The sequence below is a fragment of the Klebsiella sp. KE9456 genome (assembly GCF_043832615.1).
Taxonomy (GTDB): Bacteria; Pseudomonadota; Gammaproteobacteria; order Enterobacterales; family Enterobacteriaceae; genus Klebsiella; species Klebsiella indica.
The window spans coordinates 112,415-132,660 of sequence record NZ_JBDYQK010000015.1; the positions used below are offsets into that span (position 1 = coordinate 112,415).

Sequence of the window (20,246 nt, forward strand, 5' to 3'; positions counted from 1 at the left end):
CGTATGAAAAATATTTTTTATCCATAACCAATCTGGAGAGGAACCATGGCAACTATAGGTTATGCGATCGCGACTTTATTATGGTTTGTTGGTGTATCTTTTGTGTTATGCATTCTATTTGCATATCTGATAGCCAGACATAGCAAGTCACACTTACAGGTATTTTACTTCACCGTGAATTATCTGGTGATTTATTGGTTCATTTCAATAGAGTTAAATATCAGCTATCTCTATCTGGAACTGTTCGATCTTCTTCCTTCACTGCTGATGTTACCAGTAGCGCACGCCATTTATTATCTTCGCACCCGAAAAAAACGACTTAATTTGATGGTTAAATAAGACGGGGCATTGTGCGGAAAAAAGAAGGGTGAATTATGCTGATTCTGCTCAGTATGCCGGTTGCCGCCATGACAACATCCAGCCCATATTCCGTCATAATGGGTGAATAATAGTGCGTGGAGAGTAGGCTGGAAATTTACAACAAAACTAGCCGCCCGGCGGGGCCGGACGGCTGGCGCGTTTATGCCGCCTTAGTGGCGGCTTTCAGGCTCTGCACAAAGGCTTTCAGTTCAGTCAGCATCGCCTGAGGATCGTTAACGTTGCGCTCGATGATTTTGACGATGGCGGAGCCGGAAATCGCCCCGGCGGCACCGGCATCAATCGCGGCCGCGACCTGTTCCGGCGCGGAGATGCCAAAGCCCTGTAGCGGCGGTGCGGCGTTGTACTCGGCCAGTTTCTCAATCAAATGGTGCAGCGGCAGCGCGGCGCGCTTTTCCGCGCCGGTCACTCCGGCACGGGACAACAGATAGGTGTAACCGCGACCATAGGAGGCAATCTGGCGCAGCAGGTCATCATCGGCATTGGGAGGACAGATAAAAATTGGCGCGATGTTATGACGTAGCGCAGCCTGGCGGAACGGCGCGGATTCTTCAACAGGCACATCGGCGACCAGTACGGAATCAACGCCCGCGCGTTCGCATGCGGCGTAGAATTCATCAATGCCCGGGCTGAACACCAGGTTGGCGTACATGAGCAGACCAATGGGGATCGTCGGATGCTTCTGTCGGATGGCGGTGATCATTTCAAAACATTGCGCGGGCGTTACGCCGGCAGCAAACGCGCGCAGGTTGGCGCCCTGAATCGTCGGACCATCCGCCAGCGGGTCGGAGAAAGGGATGCCCAGTTCCAGCGCATCAGCCCCCGCCTCAATCAGCGTATCGATAATCTTCAGCGACTGTTCAGGGGTTGGATCGCCAAGGGTGACAAAGGGAACAAACGCGCCTTCCTGGCGGGCTTTCAGTTGTGCAAACAGCGTTTCGTAACGTTCCATCAGATTTCCCCTCGCGCTTTCAGAATATCGTGTACGGTGAAGATGTCTTTATCGCCGCGGCCAGAAAGGTTAACCACCAGCAACTGCTCTTTTTCCGGGTTTTCGCGCATCATTTTCAGCGCATGCGCCAGGGCGTGAGAAGACTCCAGCGCCGGGATAATTCCTTCATGGCGGGAAAGCTCTTTAAAGGCATCCAGCGCTTCATCATCGGTAATCGATACGTAATCGGCCCGGCCGATGCTGTTGAGATAGGCGTGCTGTGGCCCGACAGACGGGAAATCCAGCCCGGCGGAGATGGAGTAGGATTCCTCGATCTGCCCGTCATCGGTCTGCATCATCGGCGATTTCATGCCGAAGTAGATACCTGTGCGCCCATGTTTCAGCGGCGCGCCGTGCTCGCCGGTTTCAATCCCGTGACCGGCTGGCTCTACGCCAATCAGGCCAACTTTCGTCTCGTCAATAAAGTCGGCAAACATGCCGATAGCGTTAGAACCGCCGCCGACGCAGGCGATAACCGCGTCTGGCAGGCGACCTTCCTGGTCAAGGATTTGGGTTTTGGTCTCTTCGCCAATCATGCGCTGGAATTCACGCACGATGGTCGGGAACGGGTGCGGACCGGCGGCGGTGCCAAGCATATAGTGGGCTTTTTCGTAGCTACCGGACCAGTCGCGCAGGGCCTCGTTACAGGCATCTTTCAGCGTTGACGAGCCGCTATGCACCGGAATCACTTCTGCGCCCATCAGACGCATACGAAAGACGTTCGGCGACTGGCGTTCGATATCTTTGGCGCCCATGTAGATGCGGCATTTCAGGCCGAGCAGGGCGCTGGCGAGAGCCGAGGCGACGCCGTGCTGGCCGGCGCCGGTTTCGGCGATAATTTCCGTTTTGCCCATCCTTTTCGCCAACAACGCCTGGCCGAGAACCTGGTTGGTTTTATGCGCGCCGCCGTGCAGCAGATCTTCACGCTTCAGGTACAGCGTGGTGCGCGTACCTTCGGTGAGATTACGGCATTTGGTCAGCGCTGTCGGGCGACCGGCGTAGTTCTTCAACAGGCCGGTAAATTCTGCCTGGAAGGCCGGGTCTTTTTGCGCGCTGACAAATGCCTCTTCCAGCTGGCGCAGGGCAGGCATCAGGATCTGCGGGACGTACATCCCGCCGAATTCGCCAAAATAGGGGTTCAGTAAAGTACTCATTATTGCTCCTTAATATGCGCGCAGCGTTTGAAACACCGAGGCCAGTTTGCTGGCATCTTTTATACCCGGCTGCGACTCCACGCCTGAATTAAAATCGAGTCCGGCACAGCCGCTTTTGGCCGCTTCCACACAGTTATCGGCGCCGAGGCCGCCTGCCAGCAGAACGTTACGCAGATCCTGCCCGTGCAGCAGAGACCAGTCGAAACGCTGCCCGCTACCGCCCTGGCCATTATCGAAAAGGTATTTGTCGACATGGTTCAGATTACGTTGCGGTAATGTTTCGCCAACGCTGAGGGCTTTCCAGATTTGCACTTTGCCGGGCAGTTCGGCGCGCAGGGCGTCGATATAGGCCTGGTCTTCGCTGCCGTGCAGCTGTACGGCGGCTAAGTTGAGGTTTTCCGCGCGGGCGACCACCTCTGGCACCGGCGTATTGCGGAACACGCCGACGTAGTGCAGCGGGGCGCTGTCAATCACCGCTTTCGCCTGGGCCTCATTCACCACGCGCGGTGACGACGGGACGAAAATAAGCCCGCCGTAGACCGCCCCGGATTCAAAGGCAATCTGGGCATCCTGCGGACGGGTCAGGCCGCAGACCTTATTTTCACCAAGCAGTACGCGTTTTACGGCGGCGTTCAGATCATCGTGCGCCATCAGCGCCGAACCAATCAGGAAACCATTGGCGAAGTGGCTCAGTTCGCGTACTTCGGCATAGGTATGGATGCCGGATTCACTGATCACGGTGACGTCATGACCAAGCTTAGGCGCCAGCGTGCGGGTACGATTAAGGTCAATGGACATATCGCGCAGATTGCGGTTATTGATACCCACCACTTTCGCTTTCAGGGCAATGGCGCGCTCCAGTTCTTCTTCATTGCTGACCTCGGTCAAAACTCCCATATTGAGGCTGTGCGCGACGGCGGACAGCTGGCGATACTGTTCATCATCCAGTACCGAGAGCATCAGCAGACAGGCATCGGCCTGATAGTAGCGCGCCAGGTAAATCTGGTAAGGATCGATAGTGAAATCCTTACACAGAATCGGCTGCGGTGCGACTTTGCTGACGACAGGCAAAAAGTCGAAGCTGCCCTGGAAATATTTTTCATCACACAGCACCGAAATAGCCGAGGCGTAGTGCTTGTAGATCCCGGCGATAGTCGCCGGGTCAAAATCTTCGCGAATCAGGCCTTTTGATGGCGAGGCCTTTTTGCACTCAAGAATAAATGCGGTGCGGGTACCGGCAAGGGCGTCGTAAAAACTACGCTGCGTGGGTACCACCTCATTCTGAAAACTGGCTAATGGTTGTTGCTGTTTACGGGCTTCTACCCAAATCGCTTTGTCGGCAACGATTTTCGCTAACACGGTCTGCATTATTTACCCTCTTGCCGCTAATGCGGTTACTCTGTCATAGGCCGCTCCGCTGTGCAGCACATCAATAACTTGCTGCGCGTTGGCCTTCAGATCCTCATGGCCATATAAACGCATCAACATGGCGACATTGGCGGCAACAGCGGCTTCGTGAGCGGCTTCACCTTTACCTTGTAGCAAGCGCGTAAGAATGTCACGGTTTTCTTCCGGCGTGCCGCCTGCCAGTTGCTCCTGATGGTAAGGCGTCAGACCAAAGTCGGCTGCAGTCAACTGATAGCTTTTGATTTCGCCATTGTGCAGTTCAGCGACCACCGTCGGCGCATGCAGCGACACTTCGTCCATTCCTCCGCTATGCACCACCGCAGCACGCTGGTAGCCCAGTACACGCAGGGTTTCGGCAATGGGGAGCACCAGTTCCGGGCTGTAGACGCCAATCAGCGCCAGCGGCGGGTGAGCCGGGTTGATCAGCGGCCCGAGCACGTTAAACAGGGTGCGGGTTTTAAGCTGCTGGCGGACCGGCATGGCGTGGCGGAACCCGGTGTGATACTTCGGCGCGAACAGGAAACAAACGCCCAGTTCATCCAGCGCCTGGCGAGATTTATCGGCGTTCATATCCAGATTGATACCGAATGCCGCCAGCAGGTCGGAAGAGCCTGACTTACTGGAGACGCTACGATTGCCGTGCTTTGCCACTTTCAGGCCGCAGGCGGCGGCAACAAAGGCGCTGGCGGTGGAAATATTGATGCTGTTGCTGCCGTCGCCGCCGGTACCAACAATATCGGCAAACAGATAATCCGGGCGCGGGAAGGGGGCGGCGTTTTCCAGCAGGGCGGTGGCGGCCCCGGCAATTTCCTGCGGTTGTTCGCCGCGCACTTTCATACTCACCAGCGCGGCGGCCAGTTGTTCGGGTTTCACTTCGCCGCGTACGACGGCTGAAAATAGCAGGTGGCTTTCCTGCTGGCTCAGGGGTTCAGCCTGATACAGTTTTTCCAGAATCGGTTGCAGGGTATTGGTCTGCTCCAGCTTCTGCAGCGCCCAGGCCAGGGTTTGTTCCAGCAAACGCGCGCCCTGGGTGGTCAGAATCGACTCAGGATGGAACTGGAAACCACAAACGCGATCCGTATCGTGACGCACCGCCATGACCATGCCGTCAAAGTGGGCGTTGATGGTCAACCCTGCCGGGATATTACTGCCGACCAGCGAGTGGTAGCGGGCGACCGGCAAGGGATTACTGAGACCGGCAAACATCGCCTGGCCATCATGTTCGATGCTTGAAGCCTTACCGTGGAGAATCTCACCGGCCTGGCCGACGTAACCGCCGTAGGCTTCCACAATCGCCTGGTGCCCAAGGCAGATGCCGATAATCGGCAGTTTGCCGCGCAGCCGGGTCAGCAGCTCCGGCATACAGCCTGCTTCGCTCGGTGTGCCTGGGCCCGGAGAGAGCATCAGTACCGGGTTTTTCATGGTGCCGATGCGCTCAATCAACGCTTGCGCCGGCACAGAGTTACGGTAAATCACCACGTTATGGCCGTTCGCCCGTAGCTGATCTGCCAGGTTATAGGTAAAAGAATCGATATTATCGAGCAGCAGAATGTCGGCCATTAGAAAGTCTCCTTCGCGTGATGGGCCTGGGCGATAGCGCGCAGCACCGCGCGAGCTTTATTACGAGTTTCATCCGCTTCTGACTGAGGAACGGAATCGAGAACAATGCCGGCACCGGCCTGTACCGTGGCAATGCCCTCCTGCACGTAGGCAGAACGGATCACGATGCAGGTATCAAGGTCGCCGTGAGCGGTAAAGTAGCCCACCGCGCCGCCGTAGCTACCGCGCCGCTTGCCTTCAGCGGCGGCGATAAGCTGCATCGCGCGAACTTTCGGCGCGCCGCTGAGGGTGCCCATGTTCATACAGGCGCGATAAGCGTGCAGAACGTCGAGATCGTTGCGCAGTTCGCCGACCACGCGGGAGACGAGGTGCATAACAAACGAATAGCGGTCAACTTTGGTTAAGTCGGCAACATAGCGACTGCCCGGCGTACAGATGCGCGCGAGGTCGTTACGCGCCAGGTCAACCAGCATCAGATGCTCGGAAAGTTCTTTATGGTCGGTACGCATCTCCAGCTCAATACGACTGTCGAGATCGCGATCCAGCGAACCGTCCGGGCGACGACCGCGCGGGCGGGTGCCGGCAATCGGGTAGATCTCAATCTGGCGGTTGGCGGCATCGTACTTCAGGGAGCTTTCCGGCGAGGCGCCGAACAGCGTGAAGTCATTGTCCTGCATAAAGAACATATACGGGCTAGGGTTACTCTTTTTCAGCACATCATAAGCGGCCAGCGGCGACGGGCAGGGCAGCGAGAAGCGACGTGATGGCACGACCTGGAAAATCTCGCCTGCACGGATGGCGCGTTGCATTTTACGCACCACGGCACCGTACTCTTCGTCACTCTGATCGCAGTCGCAGCGCATCTCGCTGACCGTGGTGACCGGCAGCGGCGCTGGCGGTTCATTTAACTGCTGACGAAGCTGGGCGATACGCTGTAACAGGCGCTGTTTTTCACTTTCCAGCGGCGTGAACAGGCTGGCCTGGATGTGGGTGTTTTTGGTCTGGTGGTCGATAATCAGCAGCGTTTCCGCCAGATAGAAGCAGTAATCGGGGCAGGCGGTATCACTTTTCAGCGGCGGCAGGTCTTCAAAACCGGCGACAAGGTCATAGGCGAACAGGCCGCCGAAGAACATCGCTTCACGCGCGTCCTGCGGTACGGTAATCAGATCCTGTAACAGGCGGAAAGCATCGAACACCGACAGCGAGCATAAGCGGGCGTCTTCATCTAACAGCGTACTGACCGGCGGGAAGGTCAATACCCGGCTAGTAGGCTGACGCTGATTATTGATACCGGCGGGAAGCGCGCTATCCAGCAGATCTAACAGCGCTGTGCCATTGGCGGAAAGTGCCTGAATGGTGACAGTGTCACCTAGTGCGGTAATGCGCAGCGCGCTATCAACCAGCAGCAGGCTTTTTAAATCATCCTTACTGTCGATGTCAGCGGATTCCAGCAGCAGCGTGGCCGGTCGTGCGCCGCATAACTGATGGAATAACGCCGTCGGATTTTCCCGATAGATGGCGTCGCTGGTGAGAAGCTCGAGTGCCGGTTTTGATGTTTGCATTATTGTTCTCGCCTGTTCGGTAGAAAAATTTGTCCAATAAAAAGCCCGCTCATTGGCGGGCCGGGTATCTGTATGCTGAGTGCAAAACGCGATTACGCTGCCCGATAACAGGACGCGCGCCACCAGCCGTGCAGAGTGATAAATAGCGTTTTCATTGCGGATACCCCTTCATGTGAACTTTCGTACTAGTTAACTAGTCCGAGGGATTAAAGTCAACCCCCGTTTGCAGATTTTCTCTGTGAGTCGGTATGATGATGCACTTATTCATATCCTTAATAACTTAAGTTGCCGTGCCGCAGTCAATCTGCCTGTGACTTAAAGTATGACGGGTACCGGTTTATGTCCAGCAGGAGTCATCTTGAGCAACACCCATTACGCAGTGATTTACGACCTGCATAGCCACACGATTGCCTCTGACGGACGACTGACACCAGAAGAACTAGTTTATCGCGCACATCAGATGCGTGTCCGTACGCTGGCGATTACCGATCACGATACCGTAGCGGCGATCCCCGCCGCGCAGGCGGAGATCGCGCGCGCCTCCCTGCCGTTGACGCTGGTCACCGGGGTGGAAATTTCTACTCTGTGGGAAAATCACGAAATTCATATTGTCGGCCTGAATATTGATATTGCCCATCCGGCGATGACCGCGCTGCTTGATGAACAGAAAGCGCGTCGTCAGAATCGCGCGCAACGGATTGCTGAGCGGCTGGAGAAAGCGCGGATCCCCGGCGCGTGGGAAGGTGCGCTGAAGCTGGCCGATGGTGGGGCGGTGACGCGCGGCCATTTTGCCCGTTTTCTGGTGGAGGCCGGCCATGCTAAGTGTATGGCTGACGTGTTTAAGAAATATCTTGCACGCGGGAAAACCGGTTACGTCCCTCCTCAGTGGTGTACAATAAAACAAGCAATTGATGTCATTCATCATTCTGGCGGTAAAGCGGTTATTGCTCATCCGGGTCGCTATGACCTCTCCGCCAAATGGTTGAAGCGACTGCTGGCCCACTTTAGTGAACTGGGGGGCGACGCAATGGAGGTCGCGCAGTGTCAACAGGCACCGCATGAGCGCGCCCGGCTTGCTGCATATGCCGTACAGTTTGGTCTTCTTGCATCGCAAGGGTCTGATTTTCATCAACCCTGTCCGTGGATCGAACTGGGACGTAAACTTTGGCTACCCGCTGGTGTAGAAGGAATCTGGCGTAGTTGGGAAGTGGCCACAGAACAACATTGAGAGGGAAGTATGAGCCAGTTTTTTTATATCCATCCGGAAAACCCGCAGGTGCGGCTGATTAACCAGGCGGTGGAAATTGTGCGTAAAGGTGGGGTTATCGTCTATCCGACCGACTCCGGCTATGCATTAGGCTGCAAAATTGAAGATAAAGGCGCGATGGAGCGGATTTGTCGTATTCGTGATCTACCTGATGGTCACAACTTTACCCTGATGTGCCGCGATTTATCCGAGCTATCGACCTATTCATTCGTCGATAACGTGGCCTTTCGGCTGATTAAAAATAATACGCCGGGCAACTATACCTTTATCCTCAAGGGGACCAAAGAGGTGCCGCGCCGGTTGTTGCAGGATAAGCGTAAAACCATTGGTATGCGCGTACCGTCTAATCCGATAGCTCAGGCGTTGCTGGAAACGCTCGGCGAGCCGATGCTTTCCACCTCGCTGATGCTGCCCGGCAGCGATTTTACTGAGTCCGATCCGGAAGAGATCAAAGATCGTCTTGAGAAGCAGGTGGATCTGATTATTCATGGCGGTTATCTGGGGCAGCAGCCGACGACGGTTATTGATCTGACCGACGACGTGCCGGTTGTGCTGCGTGAAGGCGTTGGTGACGTGAAGCCGTTTCTGTGAGCACTGGCCTGTTTTCGCACAGGAATGGTGATGAACGGCGATTTTTTTTTGGTTTGCGCAGTGTTGTTGTGGCTGTTCAGCATTGCGTTGGCATGGGGCTTGCGGATAGTCATGGTATCCCCGGAGGGCGAGCGGGAGAAAATTTTCGGTTGGCCAGAAATTATTTTCTTCTTAAAAGGTGTTGACGCATTGTTATGTAATGAAACGTGAAATGAGTCAATTCCCTCTCTCTTCTAAAGAGAGGGAAAAACATGCTGGCGTTTTATTTCCTGGGTATCCTTATGCAGCCTGAATTGCGTGGTAACAGGGCCTGATAAATAATAAAAATGAACCTCTGGCAGGGAGATATCGCGATGCGCCGAGAGTCTGTTGAAATATTGTTATGAATGTATTGATAAGGTTTCAATAGTACATTCACTTCGTTGCTTTTTGTAACTAAAAAAAGCGCAAGTTAATTATTATCACGTATTTTCTGAGCCAGTACATGTGTCTTCAGTGCACGGGATAACGAGATGTTGGGTCATATTGAGCAGTGATTCAATTTCAGAAAGCTTGTTTCTTAATCTTACAGGAGAGGGCATGCTTTTTAATGAAAGGATGCAAATATTACCTTGCGAGACAACCATCGTAATCTCGGAAATCTTAATTATCATTTCATCATTATTACATGTTTTTATTTTTGCATAACAAACGTCACGAAGTTTAAGTGGTTCAATATTTTTCATTCTCAAGACTCATTTATGAATGAGACCGGGCATGTGAACTTATCCCAGACCTTTGTTTTAATTGAATAATGAATGCAAAGGGTGAAAAACGAAACGCAAACTAAGAATAATCCTAAAAATTATAAATGGCAATACGATCTTACCCCTAATGATAAAAACTACGTAGGGGTCCACCGATGCCGTGGCCAATGATCTCTATGGTGCGACTATTCGTGCTGATACCGTTTCCGTAGACAGAAAATCTGCTGGCCATCGGTTCATCGTGAACAACGGGTTCTGTTGGCAAGCGCTGACATGACGGAACGCACAGAAGCATTCATCTTAAAGTTCGTGTATGATGTCGGCCCACGCCAGCAGGCACGTCTCAGTCGTTAGCGATAACGGTTCAGAGAACGGAAAAATATTTACAGAACAGGTGGCCAGGAAAGAGTTATTCCTGGCGTCCTGTTTTTCTATGTATACCACGACGCCTGGGAAGGCCATAAATCTACATCATAAATCAAGTCGTTAGCGTTAACTCTATGAAATGTATAACAAAAGGGTCAACGCAATGGGTAACAGAGTGGACAACAAAGCTCCGAAATTCACTACCAAACGCGGCAACACTTTCTACATCAATTTTCGTCTCCCTGATGGGACATTCTTTCGTCGCAGTCTGGGCACTGATTCCCTAAAAGCTGTTCAAGTGACGATGAGTCGCCTAAGCCCATATATTCCTCTCGTTCAAAATGGCTCGCTATCCGTCGAGCAGTTCAAAATGCATATCGATGGTTTCAGAGAAGCCACCCAGCGCGATTTTGATACCTATCTGTTGGATTGGTTGAGGCTAGGCGTTGATGAGGTTAAGCGGATGCCGGAACTCGGACGACTGAACAAGTCAATTTTCCCTGATAGTCCTATTTCAGCATCAAAGAGTGTTGAGGAGGCTAAGGGGCAATCTGAGACCCTCCTAAACCGCGTCTACAGCGGGGGGGACTCTACCGCTCGGATGTTACTTGCCACTTTGCACCAGAAGAAAGTTTCTTTCGGTCAACGAGACCTAGACCAGGCTTATGAGGTGGCGGGGCAGATTGATATGCATCAGGCTATGTTACATCAGGCATATGAGGCGTTCTATGCTGGTGATATTGTCCGTTATCGTGCTCTTGTTGATTCCATGCAATCCCAATTGGCTGAAACTGAAAAGCTGAAGAAACCAGCAACTAAACAGGCTGTTGTAACTGTTGATGCTCCTAACGATGACACTACACCGTTACTCTCAGATGCGTGGAAACTGTTTGTAGCGGAGAAGGGGAAAACATGGGTTATCACCATAGCTCGCGAGAATAATCGCTTCTATGAGGTGCTGACGCATGTTTTAGGGGATATTCCTGTGGGGAGTATCACCAAACAGCACATACGCCAAACTCTGGCAGTGATTGAGAACCTGCCACGCCGTAATGTGAAGCCTTACTCAGAGATGACGTTAGAGGAGTGCATAGACTTTGATGTTCCTGAAGACGATTTGATCAGTAGTGCCAATGTTAAAAAGCACCTCAAGATTTATTCCTCGTTTTTCAAAGTTTTCCTTAAAGATGAAAAGGATATCTTAGAAAAGGCTCCCACTGAGGGGATCAAGTATGAGGTGACGGAGAACAAAGGTGGGCATTACTCGCGGCCTGAGATGCAACGGCTCATAGAACGGTTATCTACGTTTACCGATTGGCGTAAAGACTACTTCCTTACTTTAATTTACACCGGTGCTCGCCGGGGTGAAATGGCGGCTATACGCAAGGAGCACATACGCAAGGATGAGGAAACGGGGCGTTACTACATCTTCATTGAGGACGGTAAAACGGAACACGCACAGAGACAAATCCCAATCAGTAAAAGTATTGAGGCGCTGTTGTTAGCTCGAATTAAGCCCCTTAAAAATGGTGATCTTGTGTTTAACGACTTGCCAACCTACGAATATACCGCTATTCAATGGCGTAGTTTAATGGACGATTGCAATGTTCCGAAATACAACGAATTTGGACAGAAGCGCGTTATCCATGCATGCCGCCATACCTTTATCTCTGAGGCCATAGCGAAAACTGGTAACGCTGCGCTCGTTCAATTTGTTGTAGGGCATAGTAGAACGCAATCGCTAGGCATAACGGCACGATACACTCATAGGCCTGCGCTTAGCCAACTGCTAACAGTGGTAGACTGTGTAAATTGGTGATGTAGTTTTATAAGGAACGCTATGTTTAGATTCGTTATTTCACTAATTGTGCTCGCTGTATTTGTATATCTTGGCACGCTATTTTCTGGATGTAGTGACGGTTGGGGGTCTTCATCGATTGGTAGTCGAGGGGCATGCTCACATCATGGGGGGGTTAGCTCTATACCGTGGATATTCAGTATCATCGGGGCCGTTGCCGCAGTGTTTACCTACATTTTATTGTCTATAAAAGCCCGAAAGTGATTCGTGAGGTTAATAATGAAAGAGTATTACGCATTTTCAAACCATCCCGTTGAGACCTTAACTCTAGAGGGAAACGATACTGAATCAATTTTAAGAAAATTTGAGAAAGCACGCTTGCCTGGCACAGAGTGTTTCGATTACAAACGTTTTGATGGGCACTATGTATTACATGAGGAAAAAGAAAAATTTAAAGATTTATGGGAAAGTAATAAATTTTTCTACGCTATTTTTGAGGGGCAGCGTAATGATTCAGAGAAATATATTATTGTTGATATTTTTCGTGAAATCTGGCCTGTCGCATTGGTCGAATGGGTGCCTAATTAGGGTTAAAATATAAGGGGCTGTATTAGCCCCACACACACTTACTTTTTGATATCCCCAGTGCACTGATACTCAACTGTAACAGTAGTTTCCATACACCCTGATGATGATGGTTGCGTGCACTGAGACGTGAACCCCCCAAAAGGCTCTGCACCATTATAACCCCAGGCAGCGCAGCGTGCTTTGGCCGCTGTCATACCTTGCTGTGGGTCGATTACCGGTTTCTCAAATAAACCATATGCATAACTCATACGAACCGTCCCATCAGCTTTACTGCCTCCAGTGGGAACCATTTGTTTTTTAGTTGCACATCCCGATAAAACCAACATAGAAGCAACTACAAACCATAAACTTTTGCGCATGATCACGATTCCATAAAAAATGTATAAAAAGCACACAATGTTACAATGCATTTCATATAGTAAAGCAATGCAAGGTGCTCTTTAAGAGTTTTCTTGTTGTAAAAAATGGTTGTTGACTTTTACAGATTAAGGGGTCGTATGAAAGATCATGATTATGTGAATTTCTCGGAAGATTACGAACTAAACTATCACGCAAAGAAAGTAGGGAAGAGGGAGACTGAAGCCAATAGGGCGAAACTCAGAACAATGGGGACCGAACTGAAAGCTAAAACAGGGAAAACCCGTCTTACTCATGGTGAATTTCATCCCTACGTGAATACGAACAAGGGACGATTAGAATAACCCCCTCCAAACCATGGCGTAGCTTAGTCTGCGCCATTCAAGAACACAATCACTGCTGAACACATCGAAAATGAGACCTGTTCTCATTTAATTCATAATTTCAAAATATCCTATAAATTTCAATGTGATAACATTTATAAACTCTAGTTTGCATAGTGTTATGTTATGCGGTGGCTATGCATACTCGCTGCATAAAAGTTTGAATAAAGACAACGTGTTATTGCAAAGCTATAAAATTCAATAAGTTATTGTTTGGTGGGGTAGGTCACGCCATCGTAGGCGACAGGTTTAACATGTCTTTAATGATAATGATTCTTAATATCATTTATAGTTGCAGATTGATTGTTTTTGCACGAAAAGTTTCATTCGAAAGATTACGTGAAAACTCGTTCAGCATCCTTCCGGTGTCCTCTTGCACATTACATACCTCTAATCCTTGCTACGCCGGGCTTTGTCTCTCTTTGCACATAATACACTATTGCACATAATTCCTCTAAAACAGCTTAAAACAGCCTTTCTTTTCATTGATTAAATGAGTATTAAATCAGTATTAAACGTTAATTAAATTGTATTTATTGCACATGAATATTGTTATGTGTCCCCAGCGGGGACAGATAAACTCTTCACTGAATGGTTATATGTCCCCGTTGGGGACAGTTAACATTCTGTGTTAACAAATATACCCCTGTTAATCCTGATAGGGGATACCCCCACAGAATTCTGTTACCCTAAAGATTGAAAGTGCCAAAACGTAACTTTCGTATGTGTCCCCGTTGGGGACAGTTAGAGTATCCCGGTATTAGCTATATGTCCCCAACGGGGACAGTTAAATGGCTATGTGTCCCCAACGGGGACAGTTAACTCTTCTATCTGTCCCCATACGGGACACTATAAGACTAATATATAATACTAAATAAATAAAACTATCCTTTAATCTTTTAATAATATTTAAAGAATGATCTAAGCGTTGGCTTTGCCACCCTACGGGAACGCTTAACAGTATATGACAGCTTACGCGTCATGAAAGATTCTGGCATAGCTTCCACTCACTTCGATTCGTGCAAACTAGCCTATGGCTAAAGCTCATTCGCTAATGCTCATTCACTAAGCCGGACTAACCCTAAACACTCACACTCTATAATAAGAAGAAAAATCCCTTCTTATTCTTTCGTGCAAGCTTTTAGGGCAACTCCGGTTGCCTGGGGGCTGTGCCCCTTTTGCATGTAATCAATTTAGAATGTTTCTTTTATGCAAACTTAGTCTATTAAAAGACTGTTTTCTTTTTTTAGTGAGAGTGAGAGTTAGTCTGACAGTGGTCAGCCTTCGAACGGAGAATCTTTAAGAGAAATTGTCATGACAACTCGGAGAGTCCCTGCGGGTGTCATATATTATAGAGAGACATTCTTTAAAGAGACACACGCTAACACTCTCTATCTAATTAGAGAGGGAGGTTTTAATGATGTTTTAATAGTGTTTATACAGAATGTATTCAGAGATATTCTGTAGAAGCTCCTGTAACGCTCTCTAAGCGATTCTGATAGCTTAGGGGTATGATTTCATCATCCTACCCCCTTAAAACGTCTCCTGAGCGTTCCTGTGAAGTCTCGGGGGGGGGGGGGGGGTGATATATCTTTCCTTCTACTAATAGTGTGCAATAATAAAAAGGTATCATTTTTTATTTACATAAGCGCTATTGTAATTAAATTTTTGAACTTTTCTAGAATGTGTCTCAGAATATACCTATGCACACTAAAGCCGGATTTCTATACTGTTATACACTTTATCCTTATAAATCAACCATGTAACATTTGTAAACCATATTGACTTTTCGTAAGGTACTAAAAATAGTACATTTTTTTTGCATTTAGGTATTGACTGATTTAGATATTAATGTTAATATAGACTATATAATGTGATATTTAAATAATCATCATCTCATTAATAAGCAAATAAACACTGCACTATGGGCCTTCTGGTTGCATGGTGTTATTACATTTAATAACTAAAGAAAAGGATAATATGTCTAATTTCAAATACTATGATGTTCAGGCAATTCTAGATGCTCTCCTGTCAGGTGAACTTAAAAGACTTAATGCTAAACGTAGCCAACACACAGCTAAGAGCATGGGTCACTTAGATAGAGCAGAACGTTATCGTAAAGCTATTGCACTGTTTGACCAGATTCAAAGCATTAAGAAAATCAAATAAATTAAATAAGTTCGTGGATAGCTTTAAACCACCAGTAGCCGGAAACGGTGATATAGATAGAAGGAAAATTCTTTGAAAACAGAAGACAAGGCGAATAAACGCCGACCTAACACCTCCTTAATTCTCCCTAACGATACATTCTCAATTCTTTTTAAAGAAGCGCGGCGCAGAGGAATTAGCGTAAGCGCCCTACTTACAGAAGAAGCACAGACAATCGCACTCAAATATGCCATAAAGCATAAGGAACAGGGAATTTAAGTAGGACAACCTACTAACAAATAATAATTGCGTATAGCAAAACAGGGGCAATAATGCTTTCTAATAAAGAAACTATAACTAAATATGAACATAACGATGTAGAGCAAGAAAAATTCTTTAAGTCTTACCATAACATTTATAACATCTACACTATTTACTCACCAGATATTGAAACGGGAGAAATGAAGTTCTCATTGCAAATGAAGACAATCTACTCTTACCTGTTAAGTTGGCAAGAAAACGGACTCACCTGTTATCAAAATCAAGAAGACCTTGCAAAGATGTGTGATATGTCTCGACAGCGTTTTGTTGAAATGACATCTAAGATGCAAAAAGCAGGTATTTTAAAGAAAGAAAAGATTGAAGGTAGACGTAATAAAGAATTAATTGCACTTCCTATTACAGACTCTCATATAAACCCACCTGATGCAATCCCACAGGTTGTTATAGAAGAGTCAGCACAGAGCGATACAGAAGCTCTCAGCGACGATGTAGAAGAATGCCCATTCTTTACCACTTCAGAAGAGGCATATCAGGATGAGTTGGATTTTGACTCTTTGCCCGTCGCTACCACTCACACTAAGCGAGTAAATAGCGATATGGAACCGTTGAGCAATATCTTTATAAACTACTTATCAGAAGGTGGGAGACTAACTAATGAAAGCTTTGCAGAGTTTGCAAGAAGAGTTTTTGAAGATACAGACAATAAATACCCGGCAGGGTTTGAGATTTATTTCTCAAAATCCTACCCCAAAATATATGAAGAGTTTGAATTACCATTCTAACATAGGAGAATAAATGTCACGAGTTAAATCGAGAGAAGAAGAACTCTACAACTATATAAAAGAAAATAAACTTTCCCTCTATTCTATTAAATCACTCCTAACCCCTCTCAATATGTCAGAAGAAGAGGTAAAAAAGAGCCTTGCCTCTCTGCGTTTTGGTGATCAGATTAATTATTTTATGTTCGGTGATGACACATTCCGTGTTACAGACATCGCTAATTCATTTGAAGAGGGACAAGTTGATAAAATAGATAAACACTGGAAACAACATACTAAGAAGCTCGTTAAGATTTACAAATCACAGGGCTATTCTCCTGAACAATGTTCAGAGATTAGTGAGGTAGACATTGAAACAGTAAACAAATATTGGAGTAACGATGGCCGTTTTAAATAAAAATGAAACAGAACTTCTCTTTAAACTTGCAGAATATGCAGGGGTTGAAGTTGGGGAATATCAAGACCAGATTGTTAAAGAGTATTTACAGGAATTGATTGAACGTCTGGAGGCTGAATAATGGCCTCCGTTAATGATACAACTTCCACTAAATCAACTAGTAAAACTAAATCAGATAATGGATTTTGTGTAATTGCGAGCATGAGCAATGACTCCTCTACTAGTTATATTCAGGAATATAGTGCACTATCGTTTGATTCAGTTCCTCAGATTGGTGTAAAGCGGAGAGCGGACGTTTCCAGCTATGCTATCGAGAGTGGTAGTGAGGTGAGCGACCATATTCAAATAAAAAACGACACAATCACCTTATCAGGCTGGATTACAGAAAGCCCTATTAAACTACGCGGGGATATCATCTCTTCAAGTGGTGCAAATGGCACCAGGGTGAGACAGGCTATTGACTGGCTGAACACAACATTTGAAACACGTCAGACTATCTCACTCGTAACCCGTGATGCTGTATTAGAGAATGTTGTTTTAACAGGAATCTCTTATGATTACGATGATGCACTAGATGCTATGAAGTTTGATCTGAATTTTGAAAGAATTCGATTAGTTTCTTCTAAAGAAGTAGATGTCATCGCGACGAAAACTAAATCTACTACTAACAAGGGTAAAACCGTCAAAACTAAAGCCAATACAACAACCGTTAAAAAAGACAGCACAGTAACCAATATTTCAAATTCCTATCAATCCTAATTAATTTTCATCGGAGCTATAAAATGGAATACATGCAATCATTAATGACATTCATGCTATGGGGTGTATTAATTTCCAATCTGACGCATACACTAAAAATAAAATATCAAAAATGGAGAATAAATGAGTAAAAATAGAAACATTTTAAATGTTAACAAACTTCAACTTAAGGCGATAGGGAAAAGTAAGAGGAAAAATAAAGAGAAAACTATTCCTAAGTGGGACGCTATTCCAGAATATTCTCACTCCCCAGCACTCACACGAGAAGAACAGGAAATAATTGATAGCATTTGTAATAATAACGTTTTTTATTCTCCTCGTAAACGAATGACCACTAAATTTAACGATGAATTAGAAAGGTGGCAGGCGTTAGGCTTTAAGAGCGAGGATGAGCATATTGCATGGAAAAGACTTAATAACAGGGATGAGGCATCTAGCAATTATACAGACCTTGCAGACACTCTTCTAAAAATCACACAGGGACAGAAAATTGACTGAATATAATACAATATATGAGATGCGTCAGGCATACTCCAATTGGTGCAATGACAATGACATGCTGAGGATGAATAACACCCTCATCAAATATAAGGCCCCTGTAAGGGGCTACAATCAACTTTAAATAAAAAGAGGTATAATGAGTAATATTAATAGTATGAATCGTGCAGGCCGTGGACGTGAAGCGCTGGAACAGGTTTCCCCATTACAAATTGAACACGAGGAACTCACAGCAATTCAGGAAGTGCGAGCACCTGCTAAGGATAAACTCACTCCCTGGGAAGTGTTGTTAGCCACTGTAGAGGATTTAGATGTAAATCAGTCCCTGTTCCTGTTAGAAGCTTATAACGACTTCTATAATAACCCTTCTCAGGGGACTCTTAAATATGCTGTAGATAAGACACAGTATATTAATCAGAAGATCAGAGGAATTAATGTAACACTCAACTGGTTTAACCAAAGTCAGTTCTGTAAAACACCTGAATACCAGGATGAGATGATTTATATTCTTGATGTCCTCGTTAACATTCAGACAGAAATCACACAGTTTGTAGACAATATTGAATAAGGGGCGTAAGCCTCTTTTAATTGTCATTTAATTCCACTTTTAAAGTGACTTGAGCGTATTTTATTTCACTTTTCTATTGACAAATACATATTTTAATGTTATTATTATCTTATAGGGTTAGATATTTTACACACTCCATCATCATTCTCTTTGAGAAACTCATTTACCTCCTTATTTAAGTTTCTTCTGATTCTTTCGTTTATTCTCCTTTGTGTTGAGGGTTTGCTTTACTTACTGGATCTAACACTGGTAGTAGAGCAGGGATGTCGTCTGGAATATATGTGCAATCACACTTTATATTCATATTAGACGGTTTCTCAAAGAGAATACATCTATGAGCTGTCTGGTTTTTACCTGTATTTCTAAAAATACCAGTATTCCGAGCCTCCAGACGGCTCTTAAGTGTATATCTACATAGATTGCACATTTTGTTATTGACAATAGTCAATGGCTTTTATTTTATCTATTACAGATAGTTTAACAACAAGCTAAGAATTAAGCCCTCTGGTATGTTGGGAAGCAGGAATAAATCATTGCTTTGTCATTATCAAAAAAATCATCGAGTAGCTCCGATGTGAACGGGAGACAGAAAAACTCCTCTTATTAGGTGCCCTGGGAAGCGTCTGGATAAGTTAATAATGTTGGAACATTTATTTTTCTACTCAAAGAAGGGCACCACCTCACCAGTGTGTGCCCTCTTTTTTACCTCACTTGAAATAGATTTATTTCACTTAAAATAGCACTTTCAAAGTTACTTTTAAACAATTAAATAGCTACTTTTAAAGTCCTATTACATACATAAATGAGAATTAACATGAAAAAAGAAATGAACAGTATCACAAAAATGTCTCAGGAAGAATTTAAATCTGCATGTATTAAAACTGCTGCAATGCTAAATATCCCTGTGGAAAAAGTGATTGAAGAAGCTGAAAAGCGACTTAATAAAGCTGGCGTAGAAGTAGAGAAAAGCGATAACACGGGTAATAATGTGCAACTCACTTTTAATGAAAAATACGCAGCACTATTAAAATCTAAATTAAATAAGGATAATGTCTAAATGATTAATCTATCTCAATTGTTCGACCACAATAAAGGGTTCACCGATGTTGTGTCTTATGCTACAGACCCGTTTGCATGTGTTATGAATATGCAATTTGATACTCTGGCTGCTGATGTGCATGCTGGCGATGTATTGGGTGCTGATGGCTCCCTGTATACCTCTGGTGATGATGCCTACATTGTTGTAGCTGATTATGTCCCTGCTGGCTCTGCACGCTGTGTGAACGTTCTACGCTCTCCTGCAATGGGGAGTTGGGTGCAAGTTAAGAAAGGCAACCTGAATGCAGGTGATATTGATGCTGCTGTTGTAGCACTCGTTAAACAAGGATTCCGTTTCCAGGAATTCCAGACTTCTTAATATAATAATAAAAGGAAAATATAATGATTTTTGGAAATGAAATTGTTGACCTGAGTCCTATTTTCTCAGTAGCACCTCAGAATAACTACATGCTCAATGCATTGAATATTTTTGATGGTGTTCCTAAATAACTGATCCTAATACCGCTACACTTTAGCCAGCCCATGCTTTCCACCGGGGAATGGGCTGACGGTATCCATAAAGTGACGAACCTTTTTCAACAGTTGCCACATTGAACGGCACTGGTGAT

At 46.5% G+C, this 20,246-nt stretch carries 23 protein-coding genes and 1 other annotated feature; of the genes, 16 read left to right on the top strand and 7 right to left on the bottom strand.

The genetic code is table 11. The features are described 5' to 3' along the window. Positions 1–520: 520 nt before the first annotated feature. From trpA to ABK821_RS16430, 5 genes are read right to left on the bottom strand one after another with little or no spacing between them, the layout of a single operon-like run. Positions 521–1,330, bottom strand: a complete 810-nt coding sequence (trpA, locus tag ABK821_RS16410) for a tryptophan synthase subunit alpha (RefSeq protein WP_138362654.1) — start codon at positions 1,328–1,330, stop codon at positions 521–523. Continuing rightward, a complete protein-coding gene (gene trpB / locus ABK821_RS16415) occupies positions 1,330–2,523 on the bottom strand; it encodes a tryptophan synthase subunit beta (RefSeq protein WP_138362655.1) in 1,194 nt (397 codons plus the stop codon). Before trpB ends, trpA begins: the two co-directional genes overlap by 1 nt. Positions 2,524–2,532: 9 nt before the next feature. Further along, positions 2,533–3,891 (bottom strand): bifunctional indole-3-glycerol-phosphate synthase TrpC/phosphoribosylanthranilate isomerase TrpF, encoded by a 1,359-nt coding sequence (trpCF, locus tag ABK821_RS16420; protein ID WP_138362656.1) that lies wholly within the window; start codon positions 3,889–3,891, stop codon positions 2,533–2,535. 3 nt (positions 3,892–3,894) lie between these two features. Continuing rightward, on the bottom strand, positions 3,895–5,490 hold the full coding sequence (gene trpD, locus ABK821_RS16425) for a bifunctional anthranilate synthase glutamate amidotransferase component TrpG/anthranilate phosphoribosyltransferase TrpD (protein ID WP_138362657.1): 1,596 nt from the start codon (positions 5,488–5,490) through the stop codon (positions 3,895–3,897). Beyond that, positions 5,490–7,052, bottom strand: coding sequence for an anthranilate synthase component 1 (locus ABK821_RS16430; RefSeq protein WP_138362658.1), 1,563 nt, complete (start codon positions 7,050–7,052; stop codon positions 5,490–5,492). The genes trpD and ABK821_RS16430 overlap by 1 nt, the downstream gene beginning before the upstream one ends. Positions 7,053–7,087: 35 nt before the next feature. Beyond that, positions 7,088–7,183 (bottom strand) — a sequence feature (Trp leader region). Between the two features lie 227 nt (positions 7,184–7,410). On the opposite strand from ABK821_RS16430, the gene ABK821_RS16435 reads away from it, so the two are divergent. The 5 genes from ABK821_RS16435 (at position 7,411) to ABK821_RS16455 (ending at position 12,408) form a co-directional block, all read left to right on the top strand. Continuing rightward, positions 7,411–8,280 carry a PHP domain-containing protein gene (locus ABK821_RS16435; protein WP_308563872.1) on the top strand — a complete coding sequence of 290 codons (870 nt, stop codon included), beginning with the start codon at positions 7,411–7,413 and terminating at the stop codon, positions 8,278–8,280. A 9-nt stretch (positions 8,281–8,289) separates the two neighbouring features. After that, positions 8,290–8,910: an L-threonylcarbamoyladenylate synthase gene (locus tag ABK821_RS16440; RefSeq protein ID WP_138362660.1), complete on the top strand. Its 621-nt coding sequence runs from the start codon at positions 8,290–8,292 to the stop codon at positions 8,908–8,910. Between the two features lie 30 nt (positions 8,911–8,940). Next, on the top strand, positions 8,941–9,120 hold the full coding sequence (locus tag ABK821_RS16445; protein ID WP_343178969.1) for a hypothetical protein: 180 nt from the start codon (positions 8,941–8,943) through the stop codon (positions 9,118–9,120). A 1,065-nt stretch (positions 9,121–10,185) separates the two neighbouring features. After that, a complete protein-coding gene (locus ABK821_RS16450) occupies positions 10,186–11,841 on the top strand; it encodes a site-specific integrase (RefSeq protein ID WP_343178967.1) in 1,656 nt (551 codons plus the stop codon). A 258-nt stretch (positions 11,842–12,099) separates the two neighbouring features. Continuing rightward, a complete protein-coding gene (locus ABK821_RS16455; protein ID WP_141651325.1) occupies positions 12,100–12,408 on the top strand; it encodes a hypothetical protein in 309 nt (102 codons plus the stop codon). 38 nt (positions 12,409–12,446) lie between these two features. On the opposite strand, the gene yecR is transcribed toward ABK821_RS16455, so the two are convergent. Continuing rightward, positions 12,447–12,767 (bottom strand): YecR family lipoprotein, encoded by a 321-nt coding sequence (gene yecR / locus ABK821_RS16460; RefSeq protein ID WP_072032065.1) that lies wholly within the window; start codon positions 12,765–12,767, stop codon positions 12,447–12,449. 138 nt (positions 12,768–12,905) lie between these two features. Here yecR and ABK821_RS16465 point away from each other — a divergent pair, with 138 nt between their 5' ends. From ABK821_RS16465 to ABK821_RS16515, 11 genes are all read left to right on the top strand, one after another. Continuing rightward, positions 12,906–13,109, top strand: a complete 204-nt coding sequence (locus ABK821_RS16465) for a hypothetical protein (protein ID WP_032754101.1) — start codon at positions 12,906–12,908, stop codon at positions 13,107–13,109. 2,019 nt (positions 13,110–15,128) lie between these two features. Next, a complete protein-coding gene (locus ABK821_RS16470) occupies positions 15,129–15,317 on the top strand; it encodes a hypothetical protein (RefSeq protein WP_343179220.1) in 189 nt (62 codons plus the stop codon). Positions 15,318–15,389: 72 nt separating this feature from the next. Continuing rightward, on the top strand, positions 15,390–15,575 hold the full coding sequence (locus ABK821_RS16475) for a hypothetical protein (RefSeq protein WP_343179218.1): 186 nt from the start codon (positions 15,390–15,392) through the stop codon (positions 15,573–15,575). Between the two features lie 53 nt (positions 15,576–15,628). Further along, positions 15,629–16,360, top strand: coding sequence for a helix-turn-helix domain-containing protein (locus ABK821_RS16480; RefSeq protein WP_343179216.1), 732 nt, complete (start codon positions 15,629–15,631; stop codon positions 16,358–16,360). Positions 16,361–16,373: 13 nt separating this feature from the next. Further along, positions 16,374–16,754, top strand: a complete 381-nt coding sequence (locus tag ABK821_RS16485) for a hypothetical protein (protein ID WP_343179215.1) — start codon at positions 16,374–16,376, stop codon at positions 16,752–16,754. Then, positions 16,738–16,875 carry a hypothetical protein gene (locus ABK821_RS16490; RefSeq protein ID WP_343179214.1) on the top strand — a complete coding sequence of 46 codons (138 nt, stop codon included), beginning with the start codon at positions 16,738–16,740 and terminating at the stop codon, positions 16,873–16,875. Before ABK821_RS16485 ends, ABK821_RS16490 begins: the two co-directional genes overlap by 17 nt. After that, positions 16,875–17,513: a phage baseplate protein gene (locus ABK821_RS16495; protein WP_343179213.1), complete on the top strand. Its 639-nt coding sequence runs from the start codon at positions 16,875–16,877 to the stop codon at positions 17,511–17,513. The genes ABK821_RS16490 and ABK821_RS16495 overlap by 1 nt, the downstream gene beginning before the upstream one ends. A 123-nt stretch (positions 17,514–17,636) precedes the next feature. Beyond that, positions 17,637–18,011: a hypothetical protein gene (locus tag ABK821_RS16500; RefSeq protein WP_343179212.1), complete on the top strand. Its 375-nt coding sequence runs from the start codon at positions 17,637–17,639 to the stop codon at positions 18,009–18,011. A gap of 139 nt (positions 18,012–18,150) precedes the next feature. Next, complete coding sequence (locus tag ABK821_RS16505; RefSeq protein ID WP_343179211.1) at positions 18,151–18,579, top strand: hypothetical protein; 429 nt, start codon at positions 18,151–18,153, stop codon at positions 18,577–18,579. A gap of 814 nt (positions 18,580–19,393) precedes the next feature. Beyond that, the gene (locus ABK821_RS16510) at positions 19,394–19,636 is read left to right on the top strand and encodes a hypothetical protein (protein WP_343179210.1); all 243 of its coding nucleotides are present in this window, start codon (positions 19,394–19,396) and stop codon (positions 19,634–19,636) included. After that, positions 19,637–19,996 (top strand): hypothetical protein, encoded by a 360-nt coding sequence (locus tag ABK821_RS16515; protein WP_343179209.1) that lies wholly within the window; start codon positions 19,637–19,639, stop codon positions 19,994–19,996. Positions 19,997–20,142: 146 nt separating this feature from the next. Here ABK821_RS16515 and ABK821_RS16520 read toward each other — a convergent pair. Next, on the bottom strand, positions 20,143–20,246 hold a 104-nt coding region (locus ABK821_RS16520), incomplete at its 5' end, for a hypothetical protein (RefSeq protein WP_244500604.1).

Coding starts and splice junctions, on each gene's coding strand:
- trpA (WP_138362654.1), bottom strand. CDS start 1,330: ATGGAACGTTACGAAACGCTGTTTGCACAACTGAAAGCCCGCCAGGAA.
- trpB (WP_138362655.1), bottom strand. CDS start 2,523: ATGAGTACTTTACTGAACCCCTATTTTGGCGAATTCGGCGGGATGTAC.
- trpCF (WP_138362656.1), bottom strand. CDS start 3,891: ATGCAGACCGTGTTAGCGAAAATCGTTGCCGACAAAGCGATTTGGGTA.
- trpD (WP_138362657.1), bottom strand. CDS start 5,490: ATGGCCGACATTCTGCTGCTCGATAATATCGATTCTTTTACCTATAAC.
- ABK821_RS16430 (WP_138362658.1), bottom strand. CDS start 7,052: ATGCAAACATCAAAACCGGCACTCGAGCTTCTCACCAGCGACGCCATC.
- ABK821_RS16440 (WP_138362660.1), top strand. CDS start 8,290: ATGAGCCAGTTTTTTTATATCCATCCGGAAAACCCGCAGGTGCGGCTG.
- ABK821_RS16445 (WP_343178969.1), top strand. CDS start 8,941: ATGAACGGCGATTTTTTTTTGGTTTGCGCAGTGTTGTTGTGGCTGTTC.
- ABK821_RS16450 (WP_343178967.1), top strand. CDS start 10,186: ATGGGTAACAGAGTGGACAACAAAGCTCCGAAATTCACTACCAAACGC.
- ABK821_RS16455 (WP_141651325.1), top strand. CDS start 12,100: ATGAAAGAGTATTACGCATTTTCAAACCATCCCGTTGAGACCTTAACT.
- yecR (WP_072032065.1), bottom strand. CDS start 12,767: ATGCGCAAAAGTTTATGGTTTGTAGTTGCTTCTATGTTGGTTTTATCG.
- ABK821_RS16465 (WP_032754101.1), top strand. CDS start 12,906: ATGAAAGATCATGATTATGTGAATTTCTCGGAAGATTACGAACTAAAC.
- ABK821_RS16470 (WP_343179220.1), top strand. CDS start 15,129: ATGTCTAATTTCAAATACTATGATGTTCAGGCAATTCTAGATGCTCTC.
- ABK821_RS16480 (WP_343179216.1), top strand. CDS start 15,629: ATGCTTTCTAATAAAGAAACTATAACTAAATATGAACATAACGATGTA.
- ABK821_RS16485 (WP_343179215.1), top strand. CDS start 16,374: ATGTCACGAGTTAAATCGAGAGAAGAAGAACTCTACAACTATATAAAA.
- ABK821_RS16490 (WP_343179214.1), top strand. CDS start 16,738: ATGGCCGTTTTAAATAAAAATGAAACAGAACTTCTCTTTAAACTTGCA.
- ABK821_RS16495 (WP_343179213.1), top strand. CDS start 16,875: ATGGCCTCCGTTAATGATACAACTTCCACTAAATCAACTAGTAAAACT.
- ABK821_RS16500 (WP_343179212.1), top strand. CDS start 17,637: ATGAGTAAAAATAGAAACATTTTAAATGTTAACAAACTTCAACTTAAG.
- ABK821_RS16505 (WP_343179211.1), top strand. CDS start 18,151: ATGAGTAATATTAATAGTATGAATCGTGCAGGCCGTGGACGTGAAGCG.
- ABK821_RS16510 (WP_343179210.1), top strand. CDS start 19,394: ATGAAAAAAGAAATGAACAGTATCACAAAAATGTCTCAGGAAGAATTT.
- ABK821_RS16515 (WP_343179209.1), top strand. CDS start 19,637: ATGATTAATCTATCTCAATTGTTCGACCACAATAAAGGGTTCACCGAT.